11 protein-coding genes are annotated in these 16,340 nt (G+C 47.4%); 10 read left to right on the top strand and 1 reads right to left on the bottom strand.

Going from position 1 to position 16,340, the window contains the following annotated elements; translation table 11 throughout:
* The first annotated feature begins 17 nt into the window (after positions 1-17).
* The 5 genes from PUT07_RS20835 to PUT07_RS20815 all read left to right on the top strand — a co-directional run bounded on the left by PUT07_RS20835 (position 18) and on the right by PUT07_RS20815 (position 7,264).
* On the top strand, positions 18-890 hold the full coding sequence (locus PUT07_RS20835) for a carbohydrate ABC transporter permease (RefSeq protein ID WP_274470331.1): 873 nt from the start codon (positions 18-20) through the stop codon (positions 888-890).
* A gap of 41 nt (positions 891-931) precedes the next feature.
* Positions 932-2,572 carry an extracellular solute-binding protein gene (locus tag PUT07_RS20830; RefSeq protein WP_274470329.1) on the top strand — a complete coding sequence of 547 codons (1,641 nt, stop codon included), beginning with the start codon at positions 932-934 and terminating at the stop codon, positions 2,570-2,572.
* 104 nt (positions 2,573-2,676) lie between these two features.
* Entirely contained in the window at positions 2,677-3,792 is a 1,116-nt protein-coding gene (locus PUT07_RS20825; RefSeq protein WP_274470328.1) for a glycoside hydrolase family 88/105 protein, read from the top strand.
* A gap of 99 nt (positions 3,793-3,891) precedes the next feature.
* Complete coding sequence (locus tag PUT07_RS20820; RefSeq protein WP_274470327.1) at positions 3,892-5,739, top strand: cache domain-containing sensor histidine kinase; 1,848 nt, start codon at positions 3,892-3,894, stop codon at positions 5,737-5,739.
* Positions 5,729-7,264, top strand: a complete 1,536-nt coding sequence (locus PUT07_RS20815; RefSeq protein WP_274470326.1) for a response regulator transcription factor — start codon at positions 5,729-5,731, stop codon at positions 7,262-7,264. The genes PUT07_RS20820 and PUT07_RS20815 overlap by 11 nt, the downstream gene beginning before the upstream one ends.
* Before the next feature lie 522 nt (positions 7,265-7,786).
* Here the strand turns inward: PUT07_RS20815 and PUT07_RS20810 are convergent.
* Complete coding sequence (locus PUT07_RS20810; protein WP_274470325.1) at positions 7,787-8,266, bottom strand: Lrp/AsnC family transcriptional regulator; 480 nt, start codon at positions 8,264-8,266, stop codon at positions 7,787-7,789.
* 147 nt (positions 8,267-8,413) lie between these two features.
* Here PUT07_RS20810 and PUT07_RS20805 point away from each other — a divergent pair, with 147 nt between their 5' ends.
* From PUT07_RS20805 to PUT07_RS20785, 5 genes are all read left to right on the top strand, one after another.
* A complete protein-coding gene (locus tag PUT07_RS20805; protein ID WP_274470324.1) occupies positions 8,414-9,235 on the top strand; it encodes an alpha/beta fold hydrolase in 822 nt (273 codons plus the stop codon).
* Between the two features lie 310 nt (positions 9,236-9,545).
* The gene (locus tag PUT07_RS20800) at positions 9,546-11,846 is read left to right on the top strand and encodes a helix-turn-helix domain-containing protein (protein ID WP_274470323.1); all 2,301 of its coding nucleotides are present in this window, start codon (positions 9,546-9,548) and stop codon (positions 11,844-11,846) included.
* Positions 11,847-11,915: 69 nt separating this feature from the next.
* Complete coding sequence (locus PUT07_RS20795) at positions 11,916-13,436, top strand: extracellular solute-binding protein (RefSeq protein WP_274470322.1); 1,521 nt, start codon at positions 11,916-11,918, stop codon at positions 13,434-13,436.
* A gap of 550 nt (positions 13,437-13,986) precedes the next feature.
* Positions 13,987-15,303 carry an ABC transporter substrate-binding protein gene (locus PUT07_RS20790; RefSeq protein ID WP_274470320.1) on the top strand — a complete coding sequence of 439 codons (1,317 nt, stop codon included), beginning with the start codon at positions 13,987-13,989 and terminating at the stop codon, positions 15,301-15,303.
* Positions 15,304-15,412: 109 nt separating this feature from the next.
* Positions 15,413-16,339: a carbohydrate ABC transporter permease gene (locus PUT07_RS20785; RefSeq protein WP_379240383.1), complete on the top strand. Its 927-nt coding sequence runs from the start codon at positions 15,413-15,415 to the stop codon at positions 16,337-16,339.
* Position 16,340: the final 1 nt, after the last annotated feature.

Below are 16,340 nucleotides of genomic sequence, written 5' to 3'. Positions count from 1 at the left end.
AAAGGAGGGAATTCCTCTTGAGGGAATCTACAGGCGGAAAAATTTTTGTAAGCTTTATTCACGTAGTATTGATCATTATTTCGCTCACCTGCATCCTACCTTTCCTGCATCTGATTGCGCTCTCCGTAAGCTCGGGGCATGCGGTTGACTTGGGTCGGGTTTGGTTCTGGCCGGTGGGGCTTGATTTCACCGTTTACAGATACTTTTTTGAGAATACACCGGCCTTGCGCGCCTTTACCAACAGCGTGATCATTACGTTATGCGGAACGGCCTTGAGCATGCTGGCCACAGTGCTGACGGCTTATCCCTTATCCCGTCGTTACCTCTATGCTCGCAAGCCGATCACAACCGCCGCATTGTTCACTATGCTCTTTAGCGGAGGCATGATCCCGACTTATCTGGTCATGAATAGCCTACATTTAACCAATACGTACTGGTCTCTCTGGCTTGGCGGGCTGATTAGCACCTATAATATGCTGATTATGAAAAGCTATTTTGAGAGCACCCCGGGAGAAGTGGTGGATTCCGCCCAGATTGACGGCTGCGGCGAGGTCCAGCTGCTGCTGCGCATCATATTGCCCTTGTCTCTTCCCATGCTGGCTACGCTGACGTTATTCTACGGGGTGGGCTACTGGAACATGTTCATGAGCGTTATTCTTTATATCAGTAAGACGAATTTGCAAAATCTTACTGTTATCGTTCAGGGGATGCTGCAAATTCAGGGGAACTTTAATATGTCGGCCATGGATATGATGCAGCAGCAGGAAATGGTATCCGAAAAGCTGAAAGCAGTTGGGGTTATGGTTATGGTTGTGCCCATGCTGGTGGTATACCCGTTCCTGCAGAAGTATTTTGTCAAAGGTATTATGCTTGGCTCTATCAAAGGTTAGCGGCAATAACGAAATCAATCATAGATTGAGGGGGATTCCACATGGTTAGACAAACATCAGCACCAAGAATGAAGATCACGTTGGCACTGGGACTGTCGGCGGTTATGGCAGCAGGGGCAGTTGGTTGCAGTCAAAAGGAAGAGGGGACAAAGGGACAAGCAGAAGGGAAAGCGACAATTACCGTTTCCAACTATGACAGGGGCAATATTCCCGCAGCGGAGGGGACGGTTGAGGAGAATCGCTGGACCAAGTGGATCAATGAACATTCTCCCGTTACGGCTAAGTATGTGCCAGTGGCCCGGGCGGAGTCAGTCAAGAAGCTGAATGTGCTGTTCGCATCGGGCAGTGCGCCGGATATTGTCAATGATTTTGATACGGGGTTCCGGAATTCCCTGTACCAGCAGAAGCAATTGATGCCTCTGGACGATTACTTGCAATATGCGCCTGAATACCAGAAGCTGCTGGAAAAGTACCCGCAGCTTCGCAAAATAGGCACCAAGCCGGACGGCAAGCTTTACGAGATCGGTAAAATTAACGAGCCCCATCTGCAGAGTGTAGCCTTTATCCGGATGGATTGGCTGAAAAAGCTGAAGCTGGAGGTTCCGAAGACCACCGACGAATTGCTTGTCGTTCTGAAAGCATTCGTTGAGCAGGACCCTGACGGCAACGGCAAGAAGGATACTTATGGAACCAACATGAGCTACACCTCGGACGGCATGGTGGATTCCATGTTCGGCTCGTACGGCTGGAAAATCTCCAATGATGACAAAATTATCAGGACTTGGGAAAATACGCTGGAGTCTCTTAAATTCAAGAAAAGGTTATTTGAGGAAGGGCTTATCGATAAGGATTACCTGGCGGACAAGAATGGGGCCAAAGCCAAGCAGGATTATCTGAACGGAAAAATAGGCGTTTATCTCCCTCCTGTTGTAAGCAACTGGTTTGAAAGTACGGTAACGGACCTCCAAACGCTCCGCAAGGTTGTTCCGGAGGCGGAGATTGCGCCGATGGCGCAGCCTAAGTCTCCCATGGGGCAATTCGTTCATCATGTGGTCAATCCGGTTCAGATGACCACGGTGATCAATGCTGATGCCAAAAATCCCAAGGCGGCAATGGAATATATTAATTTCATGATCAAGCCGGAGAACGGTCTGATTCTGAAAAAAGGAGTGGAGGGAGAACATTGGAAAAAAGGTGCGGACGGCTTTCCTAAGGTCATTGATCCTGCGAAGAATGCCAAGGAACTGGACTGGGCCATGGACTACACCATGTTCTACTCGATCCCCGAGAATCCGCTTCTGATTTCCACCACTGCGTTCGACGTGAGTGATCCTATTCAGAAGGCAGGTCTAGAAATGTTGAAGAAAGCTGACGAGTTTCTGCTTAATCCCGAGGCCCAGTATCCCGCGCTAAGTCACTACGAACATATGCCTAACCTGCCGAGCGATTTGGTTGTGATCAATACCAATGTCGACAAGGAAATGAAGGACATCTATACCAAAGGCATTATCGGCGGGGTCAAATATACCCCTGAGCAGGCCGTTGCAGATGCCAAAGCTGCCTGGGAGAGAGGCGGCGGCAAACAGATTGAGGAATTCATGAATACCTGGTACAAAGAAAATAAGGACAGAGCCTTCCTGGGTAAGGATATCCTGGAGATGGTCCGCTCCCAACACAAGTAAGGGTTGAAGGGCCAAGAATAGTAGGGTGAATGCGGACTTGGTTCGGCAAAGGCTGGGCCAAGTTTGCTTTCGGAACATTTTAAATGAGAAGGAGTATATGAATCATGACAAATGAGATGCTGCTTCAAAAAATCGAACTGGTAGTGGACAAGCTTATGAATCTGGGCGGTAGCGACTATGAAAAGGATAAAACCGTGGTCCAGGCCGATACAAGGAAAGGAATTGTCCAACGGGATTTCGGAATTGAAGAATGGGACTGGCCACAAGGTGTTGGTCTTTATGGTCTGTACAAGCTGCAGAAGTATTACAATGATCACCGGTATATGGCGTTTTTTCAGAACTGGTATTCCCGCAATTTGGAGGTGGGACTGCCGTCAAAAAACATTAATACGACCGCCCCTTATTTGGCTCTGGTTCTGCTCCTGGATCAATATGAGCCTTCCAACCAGCTGGAAAAACTATGCCGGGATCACGCGGATTGGCTCGTTCATGAGCTGCCCAAAACCAAAGAGGGCGGCTTCCAGCATACAGTCACTGCCATTGGTAACCGGGATGGAATCCACTTGCATAATGGGCAGTTATGGATTGATACGCTCTTTATGGCGGTTCTGTTTCTAAACCAGGCTGGGCGAAAGTTCAATCGGCCGGAGTGGGAGCAAGAAGCCGTACACCAGATTCTGCTCCATATTAAGTACTTGTTCGACAAACATACCGGACTGTTCTTCCACGGCTGGAGTTTCGAGCGCAATGATAATTTCGGCAGTATCTTCTGGTGCCGTGGCAATTCCTGGTTCACCTACGGCCTTGTGGATTACCTGGACACTTGTCAGGATACGATTAACCCGGGCGTCCGTCAATTTCTGGTTGATACGTATAAAGCTCAGATCAATGCTCTCGTTCCGCTCCAGGCCGCTTCCGGTCTCTGGAACACAGTCCTGCAAGACACAACCAGCTATGAAGAGGTATCCGGATCGGCCGCAATTGCTGCGGGTATCTTAAAAGGCATAAAAGCCGGTATTCTGGATTCCTCCTATCAGGCTGTTGCAGACAAGGCCATCCAGGCAGTTTGTCAAAATATCAGCGGGGATGGAACCGTGCTGAATGTGTCGGCTGGAACCGGTATGGGAATGGATAAAGATCATTATAAAAATATTACCATCATGCCGATGGCATACGGGCAGTCCCTTGCTCTTATTGCCTTATATGAAGCTTTAACATAATACGGGTAAACCGGACCGGAGCGTGACGCGCTTTCTTCCTACGTAGACAGGTAAAATGAAAACCTTGTTTGCTTGGAAGGAAGCGTTTTATAATACAATATGAAATTCAAGGGGGAGGGGAGCCGACTGCATCCCACAAGCTGGCCGGGGAATATAGCCGGAAAAATTAAGGGCAGCTTTAAGATCAAACTGATCGTGCTGCTCTCGTGTATGGTAACTCTTGCCTTTGCCTTGGCAGGCTGGATGGTTTACCGGTCAAATATCCAGTTAATGGAGGGGGAAATCAGCAGGCAGTTCTCCATCGCCAACGAACAGGCTTTGGCCCGACTGGAGGTGTCCTTCCAGGAAATCAACCGGGTATCCCAATCCATTATCCTGAATCCGAACATCGAACTGTTCCTTAAGGAGAACACCGTTCCGGTAAGCGATTCTTACACCCAATTCAAGAACCGTAAGTATGTGGAAGAGCAGTTGAATATGCTGCTGGTGGATGCTCCGTCTATCCGTTCCGTGTTCTTATACAATGAAAATGGGGAAATGACGGTTCTCTCTAAAGTCGGTGCGTCGGGAGAGCCGGGAACGGATGACTTGAACAGGATGATGGAAAAGCTGAAGCCCCATCGGGGGAATATGGTCTGGGGCCGGGCCGAGGCGGCCAGCACCATTGATCCCGACGGACGCAGAACGGTTCTGGTTGCTGCTAGACGGATGCTTAATGAGAAGCTGATCCCGTATGGCACCATGGTATTGGTGATGGAGGAAAGCCTGGTATCCAAGGTGCTGCGGGATCTTACGGAGAACGGTACAGGCAAGGTGTTGCTGCTGGAGCCTATGGGCGGTATACTCTACTCCAATACCGACCAGAGCGAGATGGAGCAACTCCTGCAACTGACTGAAGCAAGTTATCCCCGTTATGTCAAAATGAATGGCATCTCCTATCTGTTTGTCCGCCACGAGCTGATTCCGGCAGGATTTACCCTATATGGAGGGGCTTCCTTGCAAGAGATACAGAGGAAAAATAAAGACATCATTCAGGTATTGGCATTTGCCGGAATCGGCGTGATCCTGCTGAGTGCACTGCTTATTACGATTTCCACCCGGACGCTCCTGACTCCGCTGGCCCATCTGATGCAGGGACTGCGATTGCTGCGTTCCGGCGATTTCACGGTCCGGGTCAGAGTGGATTCCGGCGATGAGTTGGGCTACATCGGGGACAGCTTCAACAGCATGGCGGAGCAAGTGAGCGAGCTGATCAATAAGGTATATTTGGCGCAAATCAGCCAGAGGGAATCGGAGCTGAAGGCCATCCAGGCACAGCTGAACCCTCATTATCTGCACAACCTGTTCAACGAGCTGTATTGGAAGCTGTACAGCGACGACCAAGAGGAGGCGGCGCTTCTGATCAACGCCATCTCGGAGATGTTGAAGTATTCCCTTAAATCTGTTCAGACGGATACGACTCTTGGCGAAGAGCTGCATCAGATCCGCAATTACATCAAGATCCAGACAGAGCTGTTCACCGGCGAGATTGAAACCATTATTCAAGCTGAGGAGTCTCTGCTGAATCTGCGGATGATGCGATCCCTCTTGCTGCCGGTGGTGGAAAATGTTTTTGTGCACGCTTTCCGTGATATGGAGAGTGACCGAGTGCTGCGGATTAAAGCGTTCCTATTTCATGAGGCGCTGCATATCGAGGTAGCCGATAATGGATGTGGCATGGATAAAGAAACCCAGAGAATTCTGACAGAAGCGGAGGCTGATCTGCCGGACGGCAATAAGACGGGAATCGGCTACAAAAGTGTGTTGCGGCGCATTCAACTGGTATACGGACCCGCTTATGGAGTGGAAATTACCAGCAGTAAAGGAAAAGGAACGGTTGTTCACATGACGCTTCCTATTAAGTCCGGGACACTGGGGAGTCATGAGGAGGGAACGGATGAAGGGTAAGATGTTTATTGCAGAGGACCAGCCTAACTTCCGTAAGGGGCTGCGGAGGCTGGTGGGCAAGCGGTCTGCCGAGTGGGTGGTGACGGGGGAAGCGGGAAATGGCCGGGACGCCTTGTTAATGATGGAGAAATGTGTCCCGGATCTCTTGTTGACCGATATCCGGATGCCCCATATCGATGGTCTGCGGCTGGCAGAGGAAATCAGAAGCCGCGGTTGGCTAACGAAAATTGTGATTGTAACCGGATTCAAGGATTTCTCATATGCCCAGTCCGCCGTCAAGTTCGGGGTGCTGGACTTTATCACGAAGCCTTGTGTGGAAACGGATATCTTAAGCGTACTCGACCGGATTTATGTGCAGTTGATTGAAGAAAGCCAGTCCCAGCTCTTGGTGGAGGGCTGGAAGCGCCAGCATGAAGACAGCGAGCTACGCTCGGCGATCATGGGTATGCCCTGCAACGGTGAAGAGGTGGAGGCTCTGCTGAAACGGATGAAGCAATGCGAGCTGCATTTTCTCCGTATTCCTACCTATTTCCCACCGGATAAGCATTATTCAGACCAGGATGTGCCACTTTTGCAGTTTGCTTTCGCCAATATAGCCGGGGAGCACTTGAATAAATGGTTTCCTGGCGGCTTTCGGTTGTTTCCCTTGAACGCTTCGGAGTGGGCTTTATTGGTGGACCTGAGTGCATCCCGGCCGGATACATCCTCCTCATGGCTGCAGTTACTCGCCGATTCGGTCCATCATTATCTGAGGTTGGCTCTTGAATGCATCGGTCAAGGGCTGTGCGCTAGTACGGAGGAATTACATCAGGGCTACAGGCGGTATTGCCGGGAAGGGGATAGGGATCACGGTTCTGCCAATGATTCACTGCTCAACCAGACAGCGCTATACGAGAAGGAGAAGGAAATTGTAACCTGGCTAATGTCGGAGGATAACAGTCTGCTAAGCCGGGAGATGCAGGGGCAAGCCGTCCGGATTAGCTGTTTACCCCCGCAAACCGCAAAGATCGAAGCGCTGCTGCTGGCTGCTGCCATTCTCCGGCTGGTGCAGGTCCAGTTTCCCGAATGGCAAATGGCCGTTCGCCCTATAGAGTGGGATTCTGTCTACAAATGTGCGACGCCGGAGGAAATTGCAGAATGGCTGAAGGGATACATCCATGAATTCCTGCAGTCCCACAATAACTGGCTTGCTAGCAAGAATAATAATCCGGTCAAGCAGGCCATTCGGTTTATTGAAGAATCATATATGGGAGTATGCGGCTTGGCTGAGGTTGCAGCCCATGTCCATCTGAACCCCAGCTATTTCAGCAATCTGTTTAAAAAGGAAACCGGTGAAAGTGTAACCGTCTATGTCCAGAACTTGCGCGTACAGAAAGCGAAGCTTCTGCTGAAAAGCACAGAAATGAGAATATTCGAAATTTCTGAGGCCACCGGATTCAACGATTCTAATTATTTCACACATATGTTCAACAAAATAGCGGGAGTCTCCCCCAAGGAATACCGCAAGCAGATGGCCGGCCAGTGACTAAAATGAAGTCATTCACACCACCAATCAAAAAACACACTCGTTCCCAATAGGCGGTGTGTTTTTGATTTTGAAATTGATAACAATGTCGTCAAGAGTAATTGAGATTGAACTATCGGGGAACGAGAGTTCAATGAACAAGGAGCAGTTCAACTGAACTGCTCCTTGTTTTTTTATTAAACTTAAGATTCCTATAGAAACGCTATATCTAATTCGAAGCTGGTTGAATCATGAATCGGTGTCCACCTTATTTGGTAAGACTCAAGATAAATTGAGCAAAAGGACAGATTGCCGTTGAAAAAGTAACGAATTGTCAGAAAAGAGCAATCTCAGTTCTAAAACCCATATTAAAAGAGCACAAAGGAAAGAAAATAGCAATTCGAGGACTTAGAATTTGAAGAAGTAAAAAGAATGAGGAATGATGACGTAAGATGAAAATACAGCCAGAAGAAATAAAAGATGCGAGTTTGTACAATTAAACGAATCTAACATGTCAAACAAGTTCAGTCTCCAAATCATCGTTTAATCTCGTTTTTCTCCTGACTGAATCAATGGAATGACGTTTGATGCTTCAGGGCTTGCCACAAGGCTTTTATCCTCGAATCGAGTTGAAAGAACGACAAGGGTCGTTGAAAACCCAAATGTGTTGCAAGCTTCAAGGAAGGTTTCCAACGTTTCGCCTGTTTCTGTTACAACCTTCAACAAGTAATTATACTCTCCACTGGTTCTATAGAAATCGACGATTTCAGGGGCCGCTTCGCTGAAGGTTTCGAATTCCTTGCAGTTATTTGACTTGAACAGTACAAATGCTGTTGTATACTTACCTAGCTTGGAAGGGGAAATCTCCGCACGATAACCCGTTATGACCTCCCGTTCCTCCAATTTCCGAAGCCTTTCGGTTACAGCCGGTTGCGACATGGCAATCATTCGACTCATCTCTGAAACCGTAATTCTGGCATTATCATGAAGAATGGACAGTATCTTTAAATCGATGTGGTCCATAAACAGATCACCTCAGTTTTATAAAGTTTGAATTCGAAACACCTATAGAAATGAGGTTTTAAGCCCCAAACTCCTTAATCTTCTTATTTAAATTGTAGAGCAGATCCCATAAAATGTCACTATAAACCAAAAGGGAGACTGAGAACAATGACAATAACTAAAACGAGCAGCACGGAGGGGTTAAACTATTTTACGACCGGAGATGGAGTTCGGGTTGCTTATCGGATTGATGGATTGGTCGACAAGCCAGTACTCGTGCTTGCGAACTCCATCGCGACCTCAATGAACATGTGGGATGGACAAATCCGTGAGCTTTCAAAGAATTTCCGCGTTCTTCGTTATGACTATCGGGGACATGGAGACTCGGATACGCCTGACGGTCCGTATTCGTTGGACAGATTGGGACAAGATGTAATCGAGCTGCTCGACGCGCTGCAAATCGAACGAGTGCATTTCCTCGGGCTTTCGCTTGGCGGCGCCGTTGCTCAATGGCTAGGTATATACGCTCCGGAGCGGATTGACCGGCTCATTCTAAGCAATACTTCCTCTTACCTAGGGCCAGCCGAGCAATGGGAGGACTTGATCACCTCAGTCCTGAAGCCTGGGAAACTTCCTGAATTCGCCGATATGTTCATGAAGAACTGGTTCCCTTCGCATATGCTGGTGTCGGAGACCTCGCTCGTAACTTCGTTTCGCGAGATGGTGCTTGCTACTCGTCCACAGGGAATTGCAGGAAGCTGGGCTGCTATCCGCGACATGGATATGCGCCAGACTGCCGCGCTAATCAGCAGTCCGACCTTGGTTATCGCAGGGCAGAATGATACGGTGACGCTTCCCGAACATAGTGAATTAATCGCCAAGACCGTACCTGATGCGAGATTGCTCATATTGCCCACAGTTCATCTATCAAATGTTGAGCATCAAACCGCATTCCTCAGTGCCGTGCTCGAGTTCCTGCAAGTAAAATAAAACAGGGAGCCGATTGCCGATGCAGTCCTGTTTCATTGAAATAATCGGGAGGATCGTTTAATCGCTTCATTAACGGAGATAAAGCAGTTCGTGTGCCGTTTCATATCGATTTTAGAGGTTTACAAGGTCCCATAACAGTGTATTATATAGACGACTTATTTCCATTTTTTAATTGGAAGTGAGCCGTTTTTCTTTAATCTCATACATAGTGCTAACGATTTATAGAACTCAAAAGAGCAATCGCGGGTGGACTTAGTTTGTATATTTATGCTATGAATAAACGTATACATTCTTCCCGTAGGAGATACATATGCCAATTCGATTTTCCAGTTATTTAACCAAAATCTTATTGCACAATTTGTTAATCATGACGATTCCTATCGTATTTCTAGGTGTGGTTTCTTATTATAAGAGCTCTGGGCTTGTCAAAGAAAAAATGAACCTGGGCAGCAAGACGATTCTCGAGCAAACGCAAATGCAGACGGAGCAGTTGATCAAATCGGTCGATAGCGCTCTTACTCAGTTTGCTGTCTCGGAATTGGTTATTCAGTCAATGGATATATCCTTTACCATCAATAAATATAATGAGGTCAAGTCAATAACGAATGAGATGAATAATCTGCAATCGTACGAAACGAGAATTCGAAGAATTGAAATGGTGAATATTCGAGAAAACTGGTATATCGCTCAAGGGGGAATCGTTTCTTTAGATGAAACCTCGAAGAGGGATCAATTAAAACAGGAATTCAGCTCCTTTCAGAATAGCGGCTGGTCTATTTTGAAAGCGGAACCAGGGGCGGTCGGAAGCTTGCGTATTGTCAAAAAACTGCCGTTACTTTCCAGTAACCCCAAGGGCTTTCTTGCAGCCGATATATCATTAAATGAACTTACAAGACTCATCACACGTAAAAATGAACTGGGCAGCATCGCCATATTGAATGAGAAGTTTCAACTTCTGACGCCTGCTGATGATTCCATTGCTCAAGTTATCGCGGCATCGAAAGCACCGATCTCCTCGGCGGAATCTTCGGGGCAGTTGAACGGTTTTTTTTACAGCAGTGATGAGAAGTACGGAGTGACCTATTCCAAGTCGACTTATAATGGGTGGATCTATGTTTCAGTCGTACCGACGAGCGATATTACGGCAGGAACAGGTGTCATTGCGAAAATAACGATAGCAACTTGCACCGCTGTGTTTATTCTTACGCTGCTCATTTCGATCATAGGCTCTAGACGCATGTACTCACCTATCGGCAAAATGTATAAGCTGCTAAGTAAGCAGGATGAGCATGGGGGGCCAAGCGGCAGTCTCAACGAGGTGGAGCATATGAGCAAACAGATTCTGAATATGGTGCAGACACAATCGCAAATTACAAATCAATTACGCGTGCAGTCCACGCAGTTGAACGAATATTTTATTATTCAGTTGTTGGAGGGCACATTAAGCCGGCAGGAGATTGAAGAAAAGCTCCAATCATTTGGTTTGGCGGAATATGATCAATTCCTTGCACTCACCGTCCAAATTGATACTCTGACAGGCACTAGATTCGAGTCCAAAGATTACGATCTGATCTTATTCGCAATTCAAAATATGATCGCCGAGGTTGTGCCGGTAGAACGCCGCCTGAATCCGGTGCTGCTCAATCGCTCCGTGGTGCTTGTTCTAGCCAATTCCTCCATGAGGGATTCTCTCGACCTGGCGAACGAAGGCCGAGAATATGCCAAATCCATTCAGGAAGCGGTAAAGCTCTATCTGGAGCTGGATTCCAGCGTCGGGGTTAGCCGAGTGTTCAGTGATTTAAAGGATGCGCCTACCGCTTATCATGAAGGTCTGGAAGCGCTCGATTACCGGATCCGCGCAGGAAGCGGGGTCGTCCTGCATATTGAAGATTTGAGGACAACGGCGTCACCGACATATATCTTTCCCAAAGATATGGAGAATCAACTCTTAGAGGCCATCCGCTTGGCAGACCAACAGAAGGCGCAAGAGCTCGTGCATGCACTGGTGACGGAAGTGATGCTGGTGCAAGATTACAGCTACAGGGAGTGTCAATTGACGTTGGTCGGTGTACTGCTGGAGCTGTTAAAGTTCGCACAGCAGCATGAACTTGATATTAGCGGAAGAGCTTCTTCACAGGAGAAGCCGGCAGTCGATCAATTTTTTGAGCTGAAATCGCCTCAAGAAATTGAAGCGTTTTTCTGTCAAGAGTTGGTGGAGCCATTGATTCAGGAATTGGAAACTAAGCGCAAGCGCCAGTTTAATAGCATTTCCGAGACCCTTAAGCAAATCATCCATGAACAATACCATACGGATTTAACACTTGAGTCATGCGCTTCAATCATGAACTTCAGCCCGGATTATTTAAGGCAAGTATTTCGCAAACACATCGGTATCACCTTCAGTGATTATTTGAACGCGTATCGCCTTGAAATGGCCAAGCAAATGCTGACCGAAACGGATATGACGATTACCGAAGTTGCCGAGAGGCTGGGCTACAAGAACCCGCAAAATTTTATCCGCTCATTCCGCAAGACGGAAGGGACGACTCCTGGGAAATATCGGGAGGAAGATCGTCTTCATCAAAGAGAAAACAAACCTTTTCAAAAGTGATTCGGTGAACGACGAAATTTTAGGTACGGAGGCGTTCGATCAAGAACGGGTTACCTAGGAGGAGGAAGGATGAATCTTTATCCAAAAGCAGGGAAACCCGCAATTGCGCTGGTTCTTATTTGTATCATAATCACGTGTGTAGCGACCGGCTGCGGGAATGTTGCCACTACATCTGACTCAGCGCAAGATGCAAGCAAGCCGTTTCATCTTTCAATGATGACATGGTTCGAGTCCGCTGAGCCGCCGAAGGAAGATAACGTGCTTGTGCATGAATTAGAGAAAAGAACGAATACCAAGCTCGATATTACATGGGTCGGCCTAAATTATAGCGAAAAGCTTAACGTGACCATTGCATCGGATCAATTACCGATGGTCACTCTGGTCATAGATACGAAAAGCCCTGTGATTATTAATGCTGTCCGCTCTAATTTGTTCTGGGACCTGACTCCTTATCTGCAGGATTACTCCAATCTGAGTCATCTAGATGGAAAATTGCTGTACAATTCTTCGATCGATGGCAAAACGTATGGGATTTACCGCCCGCGTTATACGGCACGGTACGGATTGTTCTACCGTCAAGATTGGTTAGAGAAGCTCGGTCTTAAGGAGCCGACGACCATGGACGAGCTGTATGAGATGCTGAAAGCTTTCACGACAGGGGACCCGGACGGGAACGGCAAGCAGGACACCTATGGTTTCGCCACTTCAACAACAGGGGCCGGTTCCGGGCTGTTTAACGGTGTATACCCGTTTGAAATTATGAGAGGCGCGCCGAACGGTTGGGGGTTGATCGATGGTAAGATGGTTCCCTCCTTTATGACTCAGGAATACCTGGACAATCTTAAGTTCTTGAGAAGATTATACGATGAGAAAATCATCAACCAGGACTTCGCCTCGTCGCCCAATACAAAACCCGAAGATGAATTCGTTAAAGGCAGAGTGGGCATCCGTTCTTCGGCACTTGAAAACTTTACGCTGCCCTATCTGAACACAGATTTGTTGCAAGCTAATCCAAACGCCAAGGTCGGTGTCATTACACGCATCCAAGGACAGAAGGGAATCCGTGTTCAAGCCGGCAGCGGCATTAACGGCATGTATATGATTTCCAAAAATGCGGTTAAAACAGAAGCTGATTTGAAGAGAGTACTGGCGTTTCTAAATGAATTGAACAGTGACGAGATGATCACGATGTTTAATTATGGCATAGAAGGGAGTCATTACACCGTACGGGATGGCATGAAGACAATCGACCCGACCAGGGCGAATAAAGAGGTCTACCCGGTACGTCATCTCGGTATGTCGCTGCCTGTTACGAATAATGGAACGCCATTAGCGAAAACAGTGGAGCAAATGCTTAAGGACAATGTGCCCTATGGTGTGGCGGATCCTACGACACCGCTGATCTCGAATACCTTCACGGAGCGCGGCAAAACAGTAACTAAAATTATAGACGATGCCAGGGTCAAGTTCATCATGGGTGATATCGATGAGAAAGGATGGCAGGCAGCGAAAGAAGAATGGAAGCAGCAAGGCGGTGACCGGATCATGGAAGAATTCACAGTAGAGTATTACAAATATCATCACAAGTAAATTTAGTTACATAAAAATAGCCAAGCATGAGCTGCTCATGCCTGGCTATTTTTATTGCAATATCTTCCAACAGAAGGCACCTTCGCTCATGATTATCCGCTATGTTCGCTAATGATTATCGTAAACTGCTTCGGGTAGGAGCATGTACGTAATCGTGCATTGGCGGTATTGTGAGATTTGTAATTGAAAACGGCATTGAGGCGGTGAACATCACATCATGGAACTAAAAGGTAACTAAACAATTCTAAACTATTTATGAGTTATTCGCAGGAATCAAAGGCTAAATAAACAAATTATAGGTGTATCACTTTACGGTATTGTGTGTTTATTATTTTGTTTAGTAAATTGTTCTAAACATTTTCTATTGACTACACTTTCTTATTGATGATAATATCGACCTGTAAACAGTAGGGAGGTGGCATGTTTTACGTGGTTGAGCCAATTTGGACAAGGACCAAAAACAAGAGGTATCTTGAAATCTAAAGTCATAAATGACAACGCTTTCATTAACTAAAGTTTACTAAACGAGTTTATGAGGAGGCAGATGATTGTGATTTTGACAAAGAAGAGTGTATGGGTTAGTACCATGGCAGCTTTCATGATGTTTACAGCCGCTTGCAGCGGTGGAAGCAAACAAACGGAAACGACATCGACTACGCCGGGTGGAGAAGTGCCTGCGGTATCCGGGGAAAAAGTGGAGCTTCGGATGATGTGGTGGGGTTCGCAGGTGCGCCATGATGCGACGCTAAAAGTCATTGATTTGTTCCAAAAGAAGTATCCCAACATATCGATCAAGCCGGAATACATGAGCGACGGTTATTGGGATAAGCTGAACACGGTACTCGCCGGCGGCAACGCGGCCGATTTGATTCAGGTAGGGAATAACTACCCCGACTATGTCAAGCGCGGGGCATTTCTTGATATAAGTTCCTACTACGGCAAAGAGTTGAAGCTGGACAGCTTCGACCAGAGCATTATTGATTCCGGCAAAATGGATAGTAAGCTATACGCGGTAAGTCTGGGCTCTAACGCGCTTGGTGTTATATACAATAAAACGCTTCTGAATGGAGCGGGAATCGAAGCTCCGAAGGACAGCTGGACTTGGGACGAGTTCGCTGCATACGGCAAGCAAGTGAAGGATAAGCTGGGCATTTTCGGTTTTGTTGACGGCTCCGATTCCACGCACATGGTGAATTACTATGCACGCCAGAGAGGCGGCGCCGTGTACAAGGATGACGGGAAAATCCATTTCACAAAAGAGCAAGTGGTTGAATACTTCACGATGTGGGATCAATTCCGCAAGGGCGGCATCATGCCGAACGGCGAGCAGACTGCCGGCTACAAGGAATCCCCTGACAACTCCCGATTCGTCGAGGGTAAAGCGGCAATGAAAGTTATTTGGTCCAACCAGTTAACCGCCTACCAGAAAGCAATGAAGGACGAAATCGGCATCGCGTTGCTGCCGTCTGGCGGAACGGCCAAAGGCTTATGGCTGCAGCCAAGCCAGTTTATGTCCATTAACGCCAAATCGAAGCATCCGAAGGAAGCGGCTATGTTTATCGACTTCATGGTAACGGATCCGGATGCTACCCTCATTTTGGGGAGTGAGCGCGGGGTTCCGGGATCTTCTAAGGTGCGTACTGCGTTAAAGGAAAAAAGTAATGAAACGGATAAGAGAATGTACGATTATATCGACCTTGCTGTCAAAAACAGCCGCGAAATGGATAGAGAACTGCCCAATATTGCGGAATGGCAAAGCGAGTTAACGATTCAATCTCAGAAGCTGGCATTCGGGCAAACAACGGTTGAAAAAGCAGCTCAGGCAGTTGTGGACTCCGCTTCCAAATCGGCTGCTAAAATGAAGTAAGCTGAGTATCCGACTAGCCGGCGTATTGCTTGCCGCTGGCTAGCTTATTCACAAATTTGGATGGAATGGAGGCGGCACTTTGAAACAAACTGCATTAGAACAAACCCCAATGGTTGCCGGCCAGGTTAAAAAGTCTTATCTAAGAAAAATGTGGGAGAAGAACGCCGTCCCGTACTTGTTTTTGCTTCCGTGGCTCGTCGGTTTTTTTGCGCTTACCGTAGGCCCGATGATCAGCTCGGTATATCTTTCTTTTACTTCCTATGACGTATTGTCTCCTGCGAAGTGGATTGGCTTGGATAACTATGAGAAAATGTTCATCGACGATCCTCGGCTGGTCAAATCACTAGGGGTAACCTTCACCTACGTACTTACCTCGGTACCTGTCCGATTGGCATTCGCCCTGTTAGTCGCGCTGCTGCTGAACAAGGGCTTGCGAGGCGTTGGATTTTACAGAACCGTCTACTATATCCCTTCACTTCTCGGAGGAAGTGTAGCAATTGCGGTTCTTTGGCGCAAAATTTTCGGAGGCAACGGTATAGTGAATGCCTTCCTGCTCGACGTATTCGGCTGGCAGGCGCCGGACTGGATCGCCAACCCGAAATTTGCGCTGTACTCGATCGTCGCATTAGCTGCTTGGCAGTTCGGTTCATCGATGATTATTTTTCTGGCGGGCCTTAAGCAAATCCCAACAGAACTATACGAAGCAGCGCAGGTAGATGGAGCGCCGATCGTGCAGCAGTTTTTGAAAATCACGATCCCCTTGCTTACACCGGTTATTTTCTTCAATCTGGTTATGGGGATTATCGGCGCGTTCCAGGCGTTTACATCTTCTTTCATCATAAGCGCCGGCACAGGCGGTCCAATCGATTCAACACTTTTTTATACACTGTATTTGTACCTGAAGGGCTTTTCTTTCTATGAAATGGGATACGCATCTGCAATGGCGTGGCTGCTCCTTGTGATTATCGCTATTTTTACCGCATTGACTTTCGGTTCGTCCAAGTACTGGGTCAACTATCAGGATGGGGGGAAATGAG

It is taken from the genome of Paenibacillus sp. MAHUQ-63 (genome assembly GCF_028765165.1).
Classification (GTDB): Bacteria; Bacillota; Bacilli; order Paenibacillales; family NBRC-103111; genus Paenibacillus_E.
This window is presented reverse-complemented; position numbering and strand designations above follow the sequence as displayed.

Bases quoted from the DNA above. Each gene is read 5' to 3' on its own strand.
- PUT07_RS20830 (WP_274470329.1), top strand. From the start codon at position 932: ATGGTTAGACAAACATCAGCACCAAGAATGAAGATCACGTTGGCACTG.
- PUT07_RS20825 (WP_274470328.1), top strand. From the start codon at position 2,677: ATGACAAATGAGATGCTGCTTCAAAAAATCGAACTGGTAGTGGACAAG.
- PUT07_RS20820 (WP_274470327.1), top strand. From the start codon at position 3,892: ATGAAATTCAAGGGGGAGGGGAGCCGACTGCATCCCACAAGCTGGCCG.
- PUT07_RS20815 (WP_274470326.1), top strand. From the start codon at position 5,729: ATGAAGGGTAAGATGTTTATTGCAGAGGACCAGCCTAACTTCCGTAAG.
- PUT07_RS20810 (WP_274470325.1), bottom strand. From the start codon at position 8,266: ATGGACCACATCGATTTAAAGATACTGTCCATTCTTCATGATAATGCC.
- PUT07_RS20805 (WP_274470324.1), top strand. From the start codon at position 8,414: ATGACAATAACTAAAACGAGCAGCACGGAGGGGTTAAACTATTTTACG.
- PUT07_RS20800 (WP_274470323.1), top strand. From the start codon at position 9,546: ATGCCAATTCGATTTTCCAGTTATTTAACCAAAATCTTATTGCACAAT.
- PUT07_RS20795 (WP_274470322.1), top strand. From the start codon at position 11,916: ATGAATCTTTATCCAAAAGCAGGGAAACCCGCAATTGCGCTGGTTCTT.
- PUT07_RS20785 (WP_379240383.1), top strand. From the start codon at position 15,413: ATGGTTGCCGGCCAGGTTAAAAAGTCTTATCTAAGAAAAATGTGGGAG.